12 protein-coding genes and 1 pseudogene are annotated in these 17340 nt (G+C 75.1%); 6 read left to right on the forward strand and 7 right to left on the reverse strand.

The genetic code is table 11. From position 1 onward, the window contains the following. Positions 1–86 precede the first annotated feature (86 nt). A complete protein-coding gene (locus ACZ3IL_RS03020; protein ID WP_467385939.1) occupies positions 87–4316 on the reverse strand; it encodes a S8 family serine peptidase in 4230 nt (1409 codons plus the stop codon). A gap of 91 nt (positions 4317–4407) precedes the next feature. On the opposite strand from ACZ3IL_RS03020, the gene ACZ3IL_RS03025 reads away from it, so the two are divergent. Beyond that, positions 4408–5361: a helix-turn-helix domain-containing protein gene (locus ACZ3IL_RS03025; protein WP_467385941.1), complete on the forward strand. Its 954-nt coding sequence runs from the start codon at positions 4408–4410 to the stop codon at positions 5359–5361. Between the two features lie 121 nt (positions 5362–5482). Here ACZ3IL_RS03025 and ACZ3IL_RS03030 read toward each other — a convergent pair whose 3' ends face one another. The 3 genes from ACZ3IL_RS03030 to ACZ3IL_RS03040 are packed head-to-tail and all read right to left on the reverse strand — an operon-like array spanning position 5483 to position 7961. Next, positions 5483–5893 (reverse strand): RidA family protein, encoded by a 411-nt coding sequence (locus ACZ3IL_RS03030; RefSeq protein ID WP_467385943.1) that lies wholly within the window; start codon positions 5891–5893, stop codon positions 5483–5485. Beyond that, positions 5890–6651, reverse strand: a complete 762-nt coding sequence (locus tag ACZ3IL_RS03035; protein WP_467385945.1) for an IclR family transcriptional regulator — start codon at positions 6649–6651, stop codon at positions 5890–5892. Before ACZ3IL_RS03035 ends, ACZ3IL_RS03030 begins: the two co-directional genes overlap by 4 nt. After that, entirely contained in the window at positions 6648–7961 is a 1314-nt protein-coding gene (locus ACZ3IL_RS03040; protein WP_467385947.1) for a sugar kinase, read from the reverse strand. Before ACZ3IL_RS03040 ends, ACZ3IL_RS03035 begins: the two co-directional genes overlap by 4 nt. 123 nt (positions 7962–8084) lie before the next feature. Here ACZ3IL_RS03040 and ACZ3IL_RS03045 point away from each other — a divergent pair, with 123 nt between their 5' ends. From ACZ3IL_RS03045 to ACZ3IL_RS03055, 3 genes and pseudogenes are all read left to right on the forward strand, one after another. Continuing rightward, entirely contained in the window at positions 8085–9425 is a 1341-nt protein-coding gene (locus ACZ3IL_RS03045) for an alanine racemase (RefSeq protein WP_467385949.1), read from the forward strand. Positions 9426–9449: 24 nt separating this feature from the next. Next, a pseudogene (locus ACZ3IL_RS03050) lies at positions 9450–9515 on the forward strand (hypothetical protein); the annotation flags it as partial. A gap of 29 nt (positions 9516–9544) precedes the next feature. Further along, positions 9545–11152 carry an N-acyl-D-amino-acid deacylase family protein gene (locus tag ACZ3IL_RS03055; protein WP_467385951.1) on the forward strand — a complete coding sequence of 536 codons (1608 nt, stop codon included), beginning with the start codon at positions 9545–9547 and terminating at the stop codon, positions 11150–11152. Between the two features lie 157 nt (positions 11153–11309). Here the strand turns inward: ACZ3IL_RS03055 and ACZ3IL_RS03060 are convergent, their stop codons facing one another. Both ACZ3IL_RS03060 and mptB read right to left on the reverse strand, forming a co-directional pair. After that, complete coding sequence (locus ACZ3IL_RS03060) at positions 11310–11753, reverse strand: glutaredoxin family protein (RefSeq protein WP_467385953.1); 444 nt, start codon at positions 11751–11753, stop codon at positions 11310–11312. Between the two features lie 11 nt (positions 11754–11764). Next, the gene (gene mptB, locus ACZ3IL_RS03065) at positions 11765–13237 is read right to left on the reverse strand and encodes a polyprenol phosphomannose-dependent alpha 1,6 mannosyltransferase MptB (protein WP_467385955.1); all 1473 of its coding nucleotides are present in this window, start codon (positions 13235–13237) and stop codon (positions 11765–11767) included. Between the two features lie 115 nt (positions 13238–13352). Between mptB and ACZ3IL_RS03070 the strand changes: the two genes are divergently transcribed. Together ACZ3IL_RS03070 and ACZ3IL_RS03075 are read left to right on the forward strand one after the other, a co-directional pair. Next, positions 13353–14564, forward strand: a complete 1212-nt coding sequence (locus tag ACZ3IL_RS03070; protein WP_467385957.1) for a pyridoxal phosphate-dependent aminotransferase — start codon at positions 13353–13355, stop codon at positions 14562–14564. A 123-nt stretch (positions 14565–14687) separates the two neighbouring features. Beyond that, complete coding sequence (locus ACZ3IL_RS03075; RefSeq protein WP_467385959.1) at positions 14688–15089, forward strand: SCO4983 family protein; 402 nt, start codon at positions 14688–14690, stop codon at positions 15087–15089. Positions 15090–15435: 346 nt separating this feature from the next. Here the strand turns inward: ACZ3IL_RS03075 and ACZ3IL_RS03080 are convergent, their stop codons facing one another. Next, positions 15436–17259, reverse strand: a complete 1824-nt coding sequence (locus tag ACZ3IL_RS03080; RefSeq protein ID WP_467385961.1) for a phosphoenolpyruvate carboxykinase (GTP) — start codon at positions 17257–17259, stop codon at positions 15436–15438. Positions 17260–17340: the final 81 nt, after the last annotated feature.

A 17340-nucleotide genomic window follows, 5' to 3' on the forward strand; every position in this document is an offset into this window, starting at 1 on the left:
CCGGGTCCGGCCGGCGCTCGTTCCGGTCGCGCGGTCGCGCGTTCGCGGGGGCGCGCCGTTCGCGCGGACGCGCCCCCGCGAACGGGTCAGCGGCGCAGCTTCAGGCGGTGCACCCCTCCGTCGACCGTGCCCACGTAGAGCGTGCGGCCGTCGGGGGCGGCGGCCAGCTTGGTGGTGTCGGTGTTCTGCAGGCCGCTCGAAACGTTCTCCCACGTCAGGCCGTTGTCGGTGCTGCGCAGTACGCCCCGGCCGCCCTGGACGAGTCCGGACGCCGTCGAGCGGGCGGTGGCCGCGTAGAGCGCTCCGCCGACCCGCAGCAGGTCCGAGACGTGGACCGCGAGCGGACCGGTGTCGGCGGTGCGGAAGGTCCTGCCGCCGTCGGTGCTGACCCGGACGGACGAACCGCCGACGATCAGGCTCCGGCCGTCCGTCGCGATCGCGGAGACGGGCCCCCCGGCGACCCTGGTCACGGTGACGCCGCCGTCGTCCGAGCGGTAGAGGCCCGAGGTGTTGCCCAGCCAGAGGCGCCGCGGGTCGCGCGGGTCCCCGGCCATGGCCTCGAAGGCCTTCTCGTGGAAGAGGTTCTTCCAGGTCCTGCCGCCGTCGAGGGTCGAGAACAGCCCGTGGCCCATGATGCTCCTGAAGCCGACCGTCACCCGGTCCGGGTCGGCCGGGTGGACCAGGAGCGAGGTCGGGACCTCCGACGACGTGCCCTTCACCTGCCAGGTCCGGCCGGCGTCACCGCTGCGGGAGACCTCGAAGAGGCCGGTCGCGGTGCGGCGGACCTGCCACACCACCGTGCCGCCCCCGGCCGGGACGGCGATGTGCGAGGTGAGGCGGCCGGTCATGCCCTCGCCGCCGGACGGGCCCCACTCGGGGCTCGCGACGGGGATCGCGGTGCGGTAGGTGCCGCTCACCGTTCCGGCGAGCAGCCGGTCGCCGCCGACCGCGAGGGCGAGGACGGACAGGCCCTGGACGCCGATCCTCCGGTAGCCGGTGCCGTCGGCCGAGCCGCGGTACAGGCCGTCCTGTTCGCTGGACACGGTCACCGAGCCGTCGGCCCAGCGGTCGTAGTCCATCGCGATGGCCGCCCTGGAGGGGGCGGGCGCGGGCTTCCAGGTCCTGCCGTGGTCGTGGCTCACCTGTCCGGCGCCGAACAGCGTGCGCAGGTACAGGTCGCCGCCGGAGGCGGACAGTCCGTGGCCGCCTTCCTCCAGGGGAAGCAGGGTGGACCAGGTGCGGCCCTTGTCGTAGGAGCCGCGGACGCCCGTGCCGGGGACGTAGGTCGCCACCACGGTGGAGTCGGCCGCCATGCCGTAGACGCCGGCCGACGGCTCGTCGAGGATCAGGCGCGCCGCGCCGGGGTCGCCCTTGCCGACGCCGTCGATCCGCCAGACGTCGTTGAAGGTCGCCAGGTACAGGGTGTCGCCGACGAGGGCGGCCTCGCGGACGGGACCGGACACGCCGGTGGGGTACGCGGTCCAGCTGTCGCCCGCGTCCGTGCTGACCCTCAGCGTGTCGCCGGTCACGGCGGCGAGGGTGCGGGTCTCCTCGTCCGCGACGAACTCGTCGACGCGGACGTCGGGCACGTCGAGCTCGCGCCAGGTGCGGCCGTTGTCGTCGGTGCGCAGGATCGTGCCCCGGCGGGTGGGGTCGCCGGCCGAGTTCACGGCGTACCACCAGCGGTCGGGGCGGCGGGCGTCGACCACGACCGGCCCGGTGCCGTTGCCGTCGGCGACCGGCAGCCGGCCGACCTGGCGCCAGTGGGCGCCGCCGTCGGTGGTCAGCCAGGGGGCGGCCTTGCCGTACTGGGTCATGACGGCCTGCTTCGGCCGGGCGGGCGAGAGCGCGACGTGTCCGGCCTCGCTGTTCGGGCCGATGGGCTCCCAGCGGTCGCCGCGGCCGCCGACGGGGGTGACCTCGAAGGCGCCGGTACCGGTGATCCGCCGGCCGTCGGCGGTCGTGGCCCGCACGGACAGCAGGTGGGCGCCGGCCGCCTTCCCGGTCACGTCGGCCTGGTAGTAGCCGGCGCCGTTCATGGTGGTGGCCAGCGTGAAGGCCCTGCCGCGCGGCGGCGTGACGGTGATCTCCGGCGGCGCCTTCAGGGCGGCCGGGGCGGCGACGTGCACGGTGGAACGGCCGTCGCTCGGGTCGGGGGACGCCTGGACGACCAGGTGCCGGACGACGAGCAGGTACGGCACCCGGAGGGCCGGGCCGTGCGCGGGGGTGGCCGTGATCCGGCCGCTGATCTCCGTGTCGGCGGCCGGGCGGTCGGCGCGCAGGGTGACGGTGACGGTCGTGCTCCCCCCGGCGGGGACGGTGACGCGCGCCGGGGAGACGGTGGCGGGCCCGGTGCTGCCGAGGGTGGTGGTCAGCGGCTCCTTGCCCGGGTTGGTCAGGCGCACCGTCGCGGTGCCGCCGACGGTCCTGTCCGCCAGGTCGGCGAGGCCGAACGAGACGGACGCCGGGGACGCGGCGAGGGTGGCGGACGCCGCGGCGGCCACGTCGAGCCGTCCGCCGCCCGCGACGGTGGGGCCGGGGCCGGTGAGCTGCTTCGCGGTGCCGACCAGCGCGGACCTGATCCCGTCGGGGTCCCGGTCCGGGCGCAGCTGGCGCAGCAGGGCGGCGGCCCCGGCGACGTGCGGGCTCGCCATCGAGGTGCCCGACATGCGGTAGACGCCGGGTCCGTACATCGAGGTGGGGATCGTGGAGCGGATCTCCACGCCGGGTGCGACCAGGTCGGGCTTGAGGCCGAAGCCGGTGCCGGGGCCGCGCGAGGAGAACGAGGCGATCTCGTCGGTGGAGTCGGTGCCGCGCAGGGTGACGAGCACCTTCCCGGCGGCCAGCGCGCGGCTCAGCTGGGCGTACTGGGTGGTGTCGATGCCCATGACGACCAGGCGGTCCATGCGCAGCGAGTCGCCGGAGGCGGCGGTCCGCGCGATGTCGGGGCGGGCGGGGGTCGCCGGGACCCCGACCGTTCCCGGGGCGGCGGCGAGCACGGGCCCGGCGTGGGACGGGAGGCCGCCGAGCACGGCGAGCGCGCCGCGCTCCTCGGCCTCGCGCGCCCAGTCGATGTCGCTCTGGCTCAGGACGTCCGTGCCGGGCGCGACGAGGATGTCGGCCCGGAGGATCTTGCCCCGTACGTCGCCGACCCGCTTCCAGTCCTCTGCGGTGCCCGCGCCGACGTCCACGAGCGGGGCGGTGACCGGCTCCGGGGGCGGGTTGGCGGACAGGATGCCCCGGTACGTCTGGATCAGTTCGGGCTCCTTGCCCGCCAGGTACGCGCTGGGCGTCCGCAGTCCGCTGGTGGAGGCGCCCACCGCGATGACGCCGTCGGCCGAGGCCGGGGTGTTGACGGTGCCGCTGCCGGGCCCGGAGTTGCCCGCCGCCGCGACGACGACCACGCCGGCCCGCACGGCGGCGGTCGCCGCGCGGCCCAGCGGGTCGGTGCCGTCGCCGGGGCCGCCGAGGCTCATGTTGACGACGTCGGCCCGGTGGGGGTTGGCCGGGTCGGCCGCCGCCTCGATGCCGGCGATGATGTCGGAGGTGTAGCCGCTGCCGCCCGCGTCGGTGACCTTGTAGGCCAGCAGGCGCGCGTCGGGCGCCATGCCGGTGACGCCCCCCTTCCGGGCCGCCTTGCCCGCGATGATGCCCGCGACGTGGGTGCCGTGGCCGTTGTCGTCCATCGGGTCGCCGTCGCCGTTGGCGAAGTCGTAGCCGCCGATGACCTTGTGGCCCTCGCCGAAGCCGCCGCCCAGGTCCGGGTGGCCGTAGTCCACGCCGCTGTCCAGGACCGCCACGACGGTGCCCTCGCCGGTGGCCTTCGCCCCGGACGGGTCCTCGCGCTTCCACACCTCGGGCGCGCCGGTCAGCGGCACACTGGCGTCCGTGCTCACCTGTATCCGGGTGTCGGGCAGGACGGCGGCGACGCCCGGCAGCGCGGCCAGCCGCGCCGTCTCGGAGGCGGGCACCGTCATGGCCACGGCGTTGACGAGCAGGCCGAGTTTGCGGGGCGAGGCGGGGTGCAGTCCGGCGTTCCGCGCGGTCGCGACGAGGGCGTCCTGCCGTGCCGCCAGGGCCCGCCGGGCGGTGCCGACGGCGGAGGCCGCGGCGGCGGCCGGGGACGTGAGGGAACCGCCGGGCGCGGCGGCGACGGCGGCGTCCCCGGACAGTTCGACGATGACCCGCCGGTTCGGGTCGGGTGACTTCGCGGTGGCGGTCGTGGCGCCGGGCATCGCGGTGAGCGTCCCGGCGAGCGCCACGGTGGTGACCGTGACGGCCACCAGGCGCCGGCTTCTTCGTGGTTTCTTGGCCATGGACAAAGGTCCTAGTGCCGAAGTCACTCTCCGTACAACGGATTCCGGCGGCCCATTGCTGCCGCTGGCACAAGTGGGCCAGTATCCGCATATGACGACCGAGCTCACCGCCGCAGGGATCGACCCGTTCGACGAGAACGTCTACCGGGCCGTGCTGACCCGGCGTACGGCGGCCCCGGCCGAACTCGCCGCCGACCTCGGCTGCTCCCCCGTCCGCGCCGCCAGGGCGCTGGACCGGCTGCACGACCACGGTCTGGTCGGGCGGCTCGCGGGCGTCCGCCGCCGGTACGCGGCGATCGAGCCGGAGGCGGCGGTGGAGTCCCTGGTGCGGGCCAGGGCCGAGGAGCTGGACCGGGTCCGTTCGGCGGCGGGCGAGCTGTCCCGTCTCTTCGCGGCGGCCCAGGCCGGCGCCGCCGGGGAGGACGAGGTGGAGATCGCCACCGGCCGCGAGGCGCTCGGCCGCTGGTTCGTGCGCCTCCAGCAGGAGGCGCGCGAGGACGTCATGACGCTGGACCGGCCCCCGTACGCCCTGACCACCTCCAACCCGGTGGAGAGCACGGCGCTGGGGCGCGGCGTGCGCTACCGCGCGGTCTACGCCCCCGAGGCGCTGGAGTGGCCGGGGGTGCTGGAGGACATCCGCGGGCTCGTGCGCCGCGGCGAACAGGCCCGGGTGATGCCGGGCCTGCGGATCAAACTGGCCATCGCGGACCGCCGGCTGGCGCTGATGCCGCTCTCCCTGGACCTCGACGGCGTGCGCGCCGCGGTCATCCGTCCCTCCACCCTCCTGGACGCCCTCACCGACTACTGGGAGCTGTGCTGGAAGCAGGCCCTGCCGCTCGACGTCCCCGCCGAGGACCCGCTCGGCGAGGAGGACCGGCTGGTGCTGACCCTGCTGGTCAGCGGACTGAAGGACGAGGCGATAGCCCGTCAGCTCGGCTGGTCGGTCCGCACCATGCGCCGGCGCATGAGCCGGCTCCACGACCTCCTGGGCGCGGTGAACCGCTTCCAGGCCGGTGTCGTCGCGGCCCGCCGCGGCTGGATCTGAGCCGGCGGCGGCGCCCGGGACCGCGCCCGCGGGGGAGTTCTCCCCCGGCGGGCACGGATCGCCCCTCCCTCCCGGACGCGCGCGGTCCAGGAGGGTCCGGGCGGTGCGGCCGGGGCCCGGCTCAGCCCAGGACGGCCAGCGCGTCGATCTCGACGAGGAGGCCGGGCGGGAGCCCGACGTAGACGGTGGTGCGGGCGGCGGCGGGGGCCTGGAGGCCCTGCTCCTCGAAGTACCGGTCGTAGATCTCGTTCATCTCGGCGAAGTGGTCCACGTCCGTCAGGTAGACGCGCATCATCATCACGTCGTCCCAGGTCGCGCCGCCCTCCTCCAGGATCGCCTTGACGTTGGCGAAGGTCTGGAGGGTCTGCTCGCGCAGGGTCGGGCCCGCGACCGCCGGCGCCTGTCCCTCCACGGCGGGCAGGAAGCCGACCTGGCCGGCGACCTGGAGGATGTCGCCCTTCCGCACGCCGTGCGAGAACCTCGCGGGCGGCGTGGTGTGGGTGGCGGGGGTGAGCGCGGTCTTCTCGGTCATGCGGTGTCCTTGGTCGGGGCGGTGCCGGAGTACTCCCGGCTGATGGCGTCCGCGGTGCGGCGCACCTGCGGGAGGAGGGTGAGGAGTTCGTCGGCCGTGACCACCACGTTGGGCGCCGAGACGGACAGGGCGGCGACGACCCGCCCGTCCGCGCCGCGCACGGGGGCGCCGACGCAGTTGATGGACTCCTCGTGGCCGCCGAGGTCGGTGGCCCACCCCTGTGCGCGCACGGTCTCCAGCTCTTCGAGGAAGGCGGTGGCGTTCGGCGTCGAACGGGGCGTGTACGGGGGGTAGTCGAGCTTCGCGGCGACCGCGCGCCGTTCGGCCTCGGGCAGGTCGGCGAGGAGCAGCTTGGCGACGGCGGCGACGGTGATCGCGACGGGCCGGCCGATGCGCGAGTACATGCGGACCGGGTAGCGGCTCTCGACCTTGTCGATGTAGAGGACCTCTCCCTCCTCGTACACCGCGAGGTGGACCGTGTGCCCGGTGCGCTCGTTGAGGGCGACGAGGTAGGGGTGGGCGACCTCGCGGACGTCGAGGTTCTCGACGGCCTCCTGCGCGAGGGCGAAGAGCCGGGCGCCGAGGCGGTAGCGCTGGTCCTGCTGGCGGTGGACGAGGCCGTGCTCGTGCAGGGTGCGGAGCAGGCGCAGGGCCGTGGACTTGTGGACGCCGAGCCGTTCGGCGACCTGCCCGAGGTCGGCGGGGCCCCGTGCGAGCAGCGGCAGGATGCTGAGCGCCCGGTCGACGGTCTGGCTCATGGCGTGTGTACCTCCTGATCGGCCTCCGTCCAGCCGGGGCCGAGGTGAAGTGTCCCCCAGGCCGCGTCGTCGAGCGCCGCCAGGCGGTCGGCGCGGCCGGTCCAGGAGGGGCGCCGCGCGGCGCCCGTGCCCGGTGCGGCGGCCAGGTCGCCGGGGACGGTGAGGACGGCGGCGGCCATGAGGTGGCCGTGGCGGAGCCGGTCCCGGAGGGCGAGGCCGCGGAGGGTGGCGGAGAGGAAACCGGCGGCGAAGGCGTCCCCGGCGCCGATCGGGGAGACGACGTCGACGCGGGGGGCGGCGACGAAGGTGCCGTCCTCGGGGACCGCACGGCCCTCGCGGGAGCCGCCGCCTTCGGGAACCGCACGGCTCTCGCGGAGACCGCCGTCCTCGGGGACCGCACGGCTCTCGCGGGAGCCACCCTCCTCGGGGACCGCACGGCTCTCGCGGGAGCCGCCGCCCTCGGAGACCACACGGCCCTCGCGGGGACCGCCGTCCCCCGCGTCCCCCGCGTCCCCCGCGCGCGCCGCGCGGTCCCGGCCGGGGGCGGGCGCCGGCGGGGCCGCGCGGTCCCCGGGGCGGCGGTCGACGGCGACGGCCCCGTCCGCGCCGAGCTTGACGACGACGACCCCCGGTTCGGGGAGGGCGGCGAAGACGGCGCGGGGGCTCCTCAGGCCCCAGAGCCGTTCGGCCTCGTCGGCGCCGACGAAGACGACGTCGGCGCGGCGGGCGAGCGCGAGCAGCGTCCCGGGCGCGCCGCCGTCGCGCCACAGGGCCGGCCGGTGGTTGACGTCGAAGGAGACGAGCGGCCGGCCGGGGCGCGGGGCGGTGAGGTCCCTCGTCAGGGCGAGGCAGTCCTCGGAGAGGGCGGCGGTGATGCCGGTGAGGTGCAGGATCCGGGCGCCGGCGACGGTCTCGTACGGGACGGTCGCCGGGGACATGGCCGAGGCGGCGGAACCGGCCCGGTAGTAGACGACCTCGTGGTCGCCGGTGGCCCGGTCCTGGTCCGTGCGGAAGTAGACGCCGGTCGGCCGGTGCGGGTCGCGGGCGGCGGCGGTGACGTCCACGCCGTGGCGGCCGAGGACGTCGAGGACGTGGTCGCCGAAGCCGTCGCGGCCGACGCGGCCGACCCATCGGGCGCGGTGGCCCGCGGCGGCCAGGGCGCAGGCGACGTTGGACTCGGCGCCGCCGATCGCGCGGGTGAAGGAGGGGACGTCCGCGAGGCGGCCCGGCCGGGAGGGGAGGAAGGTGACCATGGTCTCGCCGAGGCAGACGACGTCCGGGGCCGCGTCCACGGGCGCGTCTCCGCTCACTCTCGTGCTCCCTGCGACTCCCGCGGGTCCATTGACCCGGCCTCGGCCCGGATGTTAGACAACCACGAGCAAGATGCGCAATGAGCGTTGCACACGCCGCAACGCCCATGAGGAGGAGGCCCCATGCCCGACCCGGCGAACGCCCCGGTGGACCAGACGCCCGCGCGGGCGGGAACGCCGGCCGGCCCGGCCCGCCGCGCCCCCGACCCCGCCGCCGAGCGCGTCGACCACCGTTTCAAGGCCCTCCCCCCGGACGCCGAGGGCCTGACCGTCGGGGAGCTCTCGGCCCAGCGGCGCGACCTGTTCACCGGCGGCTACACCACCCCCGTCCTCGCCCTCTCCGCCGAGGCCGTCGCACACAACCTGCGCCTCCTGAAGGCCTACGCCGAGCGGCACGGCCTCGCCTTCGCCCCGCACGGCAAGACCTCCATGGCCCCCCAGCTCTTCGACCGGCAGCTGGAACACGGCGCCTGGGGCATCACCGCCGCCGTCCCCCACCAGGCCCGGGTCTACCGCGCCCACGGCATCGCCCGGATCTTCCTCGCCAACGAGCTGGTCGACCCCGCCGCCCTGCGCTGGCTCGCCGCCGAGCTGGACGCCGACCCGGACTTCCGCTTCGTCTGCTACGTGGACTCCGTGCGCGGCGTCGAGCTGATGGACGGGGCCCTGCGCGCGGCCGGGGCGTCCCGCCCGGTGGACGTCGTGGTCGAGCTGGGCGCGGGCGAAGAGGCCCGCACCGGCGCCCGTACGGAGGCCGAGTGCGCCGCCGTCGCGGACGCGGTCGCCGCCGTCGGCACCCTGCGGCTCGTCGGCGTCGCCGGCTACGAGGGGGAGGTGCCGCGGGCGGACCCCGAGCGGGTCCGGGCCTGGCTGCTGCGCCTGACCGGCCTCGCCGCCGCCTTCGACGCGGAGGGCCGCTTCGGCGCCGGAGTCGGGGAGATCGTGGTGAGCGCGGGCGGCAGCGCCTGGTTCGACACGGTCGCGGAGGTCTTCGCGGAGCTGCCCGCCCTCTCGCTCCCGGTCCTGAAGCTGCTGCGCTCCGGCGCGTACGTCTCGCACGACGACGGCCACTACCGGACGCTCACCCCCTTCAACCGGGTTCCGGAGGAGGGCTCCCTCCGGCCCGCGTTCCGGCTGTGGTCGCAGGTCGTCTCCCGCCCCACCGGCGGGCAGGCCTTCACCAACGCGGGCAAGCGGGACGCCGCCCACGACCTGCACCTTCCGGAGGCCCAGGTGGTCCGCGACGCCCGCACGGGCGAGATCCGGGCCGCGGAGGGCATCACCGTCACGGGCCTCTCCGACCAGCACGCCTGGCTCCGCACGGAGCCGGGGGCGGACCTGGAGGTCGGGGACTGGGTGGGCATGGGCCTCTCCCACCCGTGCACGTCGTTCGACAAGTGGCAGCTCATCCCGCTCGTCGAGGCCGACGGCACGGTGGTCGACCACATCCGCACGTTCTTCTGAGGCACGCCCTTACGGGACGCGCCCTTACGGGGCGCGGCCTTACGGGGCGCGGCCTTACGGGGCGCGGCCTTACGGGGCACCACCTTCTGAAACCGTCCGAGAGCGGAGGAGCCGGAACAGTGCTGGAACTCGTCATCCGTGACGCCGAGGTCGTGGACGGCGGCGGCGGACCCTCCTACCGGGCCGACGTCGGCGTCGAGGGGGGCCGGATCACCACGATCGTCCAGGAGGCCGCCGCCGCGGGCTGCCAGCGGCCCACCGGCCGCCGGATCATGGACGCCGAGGGGCTGGTCCTCTCCCCCGGCTTCGTCGACATGCACGCCCACAGCGACCTCGCGCTGCTCCGCGACCCGGACCACTCCGCGAAGGCCGCGCAGGGCGTGACCCTGGAGGTCCTGGGCCAGGACGGCCTGTCGTACGCCCCGGTGGACGACCGCACGCTCGCGGAGGTGCGCCGGGCGATCGCCGGCTGGAACGGCGACGGTTCCGGCCTCGACACGGACTGGCGCACGGTCGGCGAGTACCTGGACCGGCTCGACCGCGCGCACGGCGGCCGGGGCATCGCCGTCAACGCCGCCTATCTCGTCCCCCAGGGGACGGTCCGCGCCCTGGCGGTCGGCTGGGAGGACCGCCCGGCGACGGAGGCCGAGCTGGACCGGATGCGGCGGCTCGTCGCGGAGGGCCTGGAGCAGGGCGCGGTCGGCATGTCCTCCGGCCTGACGTACGCCCCGGGGATGTACGCGCCGGCCGCCGAGCTGACCGAACTGTGCCGGGTCGTCGCGGAGTACGGCGGCTACTACTGCCCGCACCACCGCTCGTACGGCGCCGGGGCCCTCGACGCCTACGCGGAGGTGGTCGCCCTCGCCCGCGAGGCCGGGTGCGCCCTGCACCTGGCGCACGCCACCATGAACTTCGGCGTGAACGGGGGCAGGGCCGCCGAGCTGCTCGCGCTCCTGGACGGGGCCCTGGACGCGGGCGCGGACATCAGCCTCGACACGTACCCGTACACGTCCGGCTGCACGACCCTGGCGGCCCTGCTGCCGAGCTGGGCGAGCGAGGGCGGCCCGGAGGCGGTGCTCGCGCGGCTCCGGGACGACGCGACGGCCGGGCGGATCGGGCACCACCTGGAGGTGGTCGGCTCGGACGGCTGCCACGGCGTCCCCGTCGACTGGGACACGATCGAGGTCGCGGGGGTGGGCGAGCCCGCGCTCGCGGGGTTCGTGGGCCGCCGCGTCGACGGCTGGGCCACGGCCCGCCGGCTCCTGGTCGAGGACCGGCTCGGCACCACGATCCTGCAGCACGTCGGCCACGAGGAGAACGTCCGGGCGATCATGCGCCACCGGGTGCACACCGGCGGCTCGGACGGCATCCTCCAGGGCCTCAAGCCGCACCCGCGCGCGTACGGCACGTTCCCGGAGTACCTGGGGCGGTACGCGCGCGACCTGGGCGTCCTCTCCCTGGAGGAGTGCGTCGCCCACCTCACCTCCCGCCCGGCCGCCCGCCTCCGCCTCCCCGACCGGGGCCTGGTGCGCGAGGGGTACGTGGCCGACCTGGTCCTCTTCGACCCGGCGACGGTCGCGGCGGGCGCGACGTACGCGTCCCCGCGGACCCCGCCGACGGGCATCCCGCACGTCCTGATCGGGGGGAGGTTCGTGATCGAGGACGGCAGGCGGACGGACGTGCTGGCGGGGAAGGCGATCAGGCGGACGCCGGTGTCCCGCCCGTAGGGCGCGTGCCGGAAGCCCCGTCCGCCCGCCGGGCGGACGATGCCCCCGGGGGGGGGTGCCGGAAGCTCCGCCGCCCGCCGGGCGGACGACGACCCAGAGCACATGCCGGAAGCCCCGCCTGCCCTCCGGGCGGACGACGCCGCTTCCGGCACACGCCCTAAGCACCCGTCCCGGGCGCCAGCCACTCGCGGACCCGGGCGGGGTCCGGGTTCACGTGGGCGCGTCCCGCCACGACGACGGTCGGCACGGTCTCGTCGCCGCCGGTGGCCTCCCGCACCGCCGCGGCCGCCTCCGGATCGCGCCAGATGTCGACCCAGTGCGCCCGGCGGGCGCGGGTGCCCAGCCGGACGCGCAGGCGCAGGCAGTACACGCAGCCCGGCCGCCAGTAGACGACGGGGCGGCCGTCGGCCCCGGCGCGGCGCCGGGCCTCCGCCGCACCGGTCGACCGCGGGAAGACCAGGGGGGAGACGGCGGCCGCGAGCAGCGCGAACAGCAGCAGGACGACCGCGGCTCCGGCGGGGCTCCCGCCGAGGGCCCGCCCGGTCGCGGCGAACGAACCGCAGAGCAGCAGCACCACCGGCGGAACCCAGGTACGCGTCATGCTGCCGGAGGCTACCGGGGCGGGACCCGGTCCGGGGACGGGCCGGCCGGTACGGAGGCGGGCCACGGCTCGCGCCGCGCCCACGCCGCGCCGAGCGCGGCCACCACGCCCGCCAGCGCGAAGCCGTACCAGGGCGTGCGCCCGGACGGCGCCGTCTCGTACACCAGCGCGCCCGAGAGGACCGCGAGGACCTGGCCCGCCCGGCTGTGCCACGCCACCGACGCGACGACGGCCGTCCCCCACAGCAGGTACCAGGGCTGCACCATGGGCGAGAGCGCGACGAGGGCCACCAGGGAGAGCCCGAGTCCGAGGACCGGGTCGAGGGCTCCCCGCCACGACCGCCACGCGAGCAGCGCGACGAGGGCGAGCGCGGCGGCGAGCCCCAGTTTCTGCACGGCGCCCTTCACCGGGTCGGGGTCGTCCCCGAGGAGCAGCCCGAGCCCGAGGCCGAGGTCGCTGGAGAGCGACAGGGCGGTGTGGATGGTCCCGGCCACGCTCTGGGTCCGCAGCCATCCGAACCCGGTTCCGGCGAGCACCGTCGCCCCCGCCGCCACGGCCCCCGCGACGGCCCCGGGCAGCAGGAGGCCCTTCGCCAGGCCCCGTGCGCCGCCTCCGGCCCGGCGGGCGACCACGACGCCGATGAAGAGCAGGGCGACCGCCGCCGGGGACTTCACCATCACGGCGCAGCCGACGAGGACGCAGCCGAGGACCCACCGGCCCCGCGTGGCCAGCAGGACGCCGCCGAGCACGAGCCCGGCCGTCAGGCCGTCGTTGTGCGTGCCGCCGACGACGTGGATCAGGAAGAGCGGGTTGAGGACGGCCAGCCACAGCGCGCCCGCCCGGCCGCCGGGTCCGCCGCCGAGCCCGCGCACCGCCCACACGACGAGCGCGAGGGCGCCGAGGGCGATCAGGCGCATGCCGAGGACGGCGGGCACGACCGCCCCGCCGGTGAGCTTCACGACCGCCGCCGCGAGGAGCAGGAAGGCCGGGCCGTACGGGGCGGGGGTGTCGGTCCAGTGCCCGCCGACGCTCGCCGCGGCCTCGGCGCCGAGGTCGCCGGGTCCGAGGACGGAGGGCCCGGCGCCGTACACGTCGTGTCCTCCGAGGACCATCGCGCCCTGGGCGACGTAGCTGTAGACGTCCGCGCTGTACAGCGGCGGGGCGAGGAGCAGCGGCGCGGTCCAGCAGGCGAGGGCCGCGAGGACCCCGTTCCGCGCGGGGCGGTCCGGGGCCGTTCCGTCCCGCGCGTCGTCCCCGGTCTCCCGGGCGAGCAGGACGCCGTACCGCCACCACGCGGCGACGAGCAGGGTCAGGCCGAGGTACGCGAGGACGGCCCCGGCGGCCGTGGGGGCCGGGCCGTGCGGCTCCCACAGGCCCCGGCCGCCGCGCACCGGCAGCGTCCCGGCGAACCATCCGCCCGCGGCGACGGCGAGCGACCCGCCCGCTCCCAGCCACCGGCATCCGGAGGCGCTGATACTCCACATGACGCGCCAACCTATCCGGCCGTGCCGCGTCCTCCCGCGCCCGGTCCCCGGGCCGGCGCCCCGACGTGGCCCAAAACACGGGGCGTCCCGGCCGTCCCGGCCGTAAGCTCGCGTCATGCAGGTGATCCAGTCCACGAAGCTCGCCAACGTCTGTTACGAAATCCGGGGTCCGGTGCTCGAAGAGGCGATGCGGCTCGAAGCCGCGGGTCATCGCATCCTCAAGCTCAACACGGGCAACCCGGCCGCCTTCGGCTTCGAGTGCCCGCCCGCCATCCTCGAGGACGTGCTGCGCAACCTCTCGCACGCGCACGGTTACGGCGACGCGAAGGGGCTGCTCTCGGCCCGCCGGGCGGTGATGAGCCACTACGAGACGAAGGGCATTCCGCTCTCCGTCGAGGACATCTACCTCGGCAACGGCGTCTCCGAGCTGATCCAGATGGCGATGCAGGCGCTCCTCGACGACGGCGACGAGGTCCTCGTCCCGGCGCCCGACTACCCGCTGTGGACGGCCTCGGTCTCGCTGGCGGGCGGTACGGCCGTGCACTACCGCTGCGACGAGCAGGCCGACTGGATGCCCGACCTCGCGGACATCGAGCGGAAGATCACCGACCGCACCAAGGCGATCGTGATCATCAACCCGAACAACCCGACGGGCGCCGTCTACGACGACGACATGCTGCGCTCCCTGACGGAGATCGCCCGGCGGCACAACCTGGTCGTCTGCTCGGACGAGATCTACGACAAGATCCTCTACGACGGCACCACGCACACCCCGACCGCCGCCGTCGCCCCCGACCTGCTCTGCCTCACCTTCAACGGGATGAGCAAGAACTACCGGGTGGCGGGCTTCCGTTCGGGCTGGCTGGCGGTCTGCGGCCCGAAGCACCACGCCTCCTCCTACATCGAGGGGCTGACGATCCTCGCCAACATGCGCCTCTGCGCGAACATGCCGGCGCAGCACGCGGTGGCCGCCGCCCTCCAGGGCCGGCAGTCGATAGAGGAACTGGTGCGGCCGGGCGGGCGGCTCCTGGAGCAGCGGGACACGGCCTACGAGCTGCTGACGCAGATCCCGGGCGTGACGTGCGTGAAGCCGAAGGGGGCGCTGTACCTCTTCCCCCGGCTCGACCCGAACGTCTACAAGATCAAGGACGACCGGCAGATGGTCCTCGACCTGCTGCGGGCCGAGAAGATCATGGTCGTGCACGGGACGGGCTTCAACTGGCACGAGCCGGACCACTTCCGGATCGTCACGCTGCCGGCCGCGGCGGACCTGGCGGACGCGGTGACGCGGATCGGGCGGTTCCTGGACGGTTACGCCCAGTTCTGACGGCCGGCGCCGACGGCCCCTCCGGCCGCCGCCCCGGCGTTCCGCGCCCACTTCCGGACGTGACTCAACTTTAGACACGATCTAAGCTAGGATGGCTCCCGAGCACCCCAGGAGGCCATCCCCATGTACGAACCGATCCGCGCCAAGTCGGTCCACCGGATGGCCGACGACGACCACGACGCGTACCCGCACCGCTCCCGCGAGGAGGAGCTGGACATCCAGCTCGCCGGACACCTCGCCGCCCTGCTCGCCGTCACCGACGAACTGGGCGACACGGAGGCCGGCGAACTCATCGCCCGGCAAGTGGCACGGTTGCGCGGCGCACCGCCCGCGCGCCACGCGGCCCTGAGCGGTACGCCCCCGCGGGAACTGCACCGCAAGGCGCACGCCCTCGCGGGCCGCGCCCTGGTCGTCGCCGCCTCCCGGGCCGACACGGCCGCCGCGATCCTCACCGCCGGGCGCATGGACGCGCACGCCGCGGCACTGGCCGGGGAACCCACCCTGGCCGCGACCGCCGCCCCCTGACGGCCCCGGCCCGCGCGCCACGAACCGCGCGGGCCGGGTGCCACCCACCCCTCCCGGACACGGCCGGGCCCCTTTCCGCGCGCCGCCGTCCCGCCGCGCCCGCGCCCTCTCGCCTTCCCGTCTTTCTGGCTTTCCGTCTGCCCGTCTACCCGTCTGCCCGTCTGCCCGTCTGCCCGTCTGCCCGTCTGCCCGTCGCACGAGACCCGGGCCCGGAGCGCCCCGGACATGCGCCGGCCCCCGGAGCCTGAGGGGGCTCCGGGGGCCGGGCGGATCGTGGTGGGCCGTCGTGACCCCACTGGTCAGGGCGGAATGTCGGGGCAACCCACCACGAGTTCGGGGGGCGGGATCAGCCCAGGCGCTCGACCAGCGCGCGGTGCTCGTCCCACAGCTCCTTCGGCGTGTGGTCGCCGAAGGTGTTCAGGTGGTCGGGGACCAGGGCGGCCTCCTCGCGCCACACGTCGCGGTCGACCTTCAGGAGGAACTCCAGGTCCTCGGCCGGCAGGTCCAGGCCGTCGGTGTCGAGGGACTCCGGGGTCGGCAGGATGCCGATCGGCGTCTCGACGCCCTCCGCCTTCCCCTCCAGGCGCTCGACGATCCACTTCAGGACGCGGCTGTTCTCGCCGAAGCCGGGCCAGACGAACTTGCCGGCGTCGTTCTTGCGGAACCAGTTCACGTAGTAGATCTTCGGCAGCTTCGCCTGGTCGGCGCCGGCGCCCACCTTGACCCAGTGGGCCATGTAGTCGCCCATGTTGTAACCGCAGAACGGCAGCATGGCGAAGGGGTCGCGGCGCAGCTCGCCGACCTTGCCCTCGGCGGCGGCGGTCTTCTCGGAGGCGACGTTGGCGCCGAGGAAGACGCCGTGGTTCCAGTCGAAGGACTCGGTGACCAGCGGGACGGCGGAGGCGCGGCGGCCGCCGAAGAGGATGGCCGAGATCGGCACGCCCTTCGGGTCCTCCCACTCCGGCGCGATGGTCGGGCACTGCCCGGCGGGAACGGTGAAGCGGGCGTTGGGGTGGGCGGCGGGCGTGCCGGACTCGGGGGTCCAGTCGTTGCCCTTCCAGTCCGTGAGGTGGGCCGGGGCCTCCTCGGTCATGCCCTCCCACCACACGTCGCCGTCGTCGGTGAGGGCGACGTTGGTGAAGACGGAGTTGCCCCAGAGGGTCTTCATGGCGTTGGCGTTGGTGTGCTCGCCGGTGCCGGGCGCGACGCCGAAGAAACCGGCCTCGGGGTTGATCGCGTAGAGGCGGCCGTCCTCGCCGAAGCGCATCCAGGCGATGTCGTCACCGATGGTCTCGACGGTCCAGCCGGGGATCGTGGGCTCCAGCATGGCCAGGTTGGTCTTGCCGCACGCCGACGGGAAGGCCGCGGCGACGTACTTCGACTCGCCCTGCGGCGGCGTCAGCTTCAGGATCAGCATGTGCTCGGCGAGCCAGCCCTCGTCGCGCGCCATGACGGAGGCGATGCGGAGCGCGTAGCACTTCTTGCCGAGCAGGGCGTTGCCGCCGTACCCGGAGCCGTACGACCAGATCTCGCGGGTCTCGGGGAAGTGCGAGATGTACTTGGTGGAGTTGCAGGGCCACGGCACGTCCTCCTGGCCCTCCGCGAGGGGGGCGCCGAGGGTGTGGACGGCCTTGACGAAGAAGCCGTCGTCGCCCAGCTCGTCGAGGACGGCCTGTCCCATGCGGGTCATGGTGCGCATGGAGACGGCGACGTACGCGGAGTCGGTGATCTCGACGCCGATGGCGGAGAGCGGGGAGCCGACGGGGCCCATGCAGAAGGGCACGACGTACATGGTGCGGCCCTTCATGGAACCGCGGAAGATGCCGTCCTCGCCCGCGAAGATCTCCTTCATCTCCGCCGGGGCCTTCCAGTGGTTGGTCGGGCCCGCGTCCTCCTCCTTCTCGGAGCAGATGAAGGTGCGGTCCTCGACGCGCGCGACGTCGGAGGGGTCGGAGGCGGCGTAGTAGGAGTTCGGGCGCTTGACCGGGTCGAGCTTCCTGAACGTCCCCTTGGCGACGAGCTCCTCGCACAGGCGCTCGTACTCGGCCTCGGAGCCGTCGCACCAGACGATGGCGTCGGGCTGGGTGATCTCGGCGATCTCGTTCACCCAGGAGACCAGTTCACGGTGCTGGGTGGGGACGGCGGTGGGAGCCGCGTTGTCGCGCGCCACGATTGCTCCTTTTGAGGGGTTTTTTGGTGTATGCCCCGTGGGGGCCGCGACCCGGATGCTTCGTAGCCGCTCATCCGGTGC

The organism is Streptomyces sp. NPDC014907, assembly GCF_055562975.1.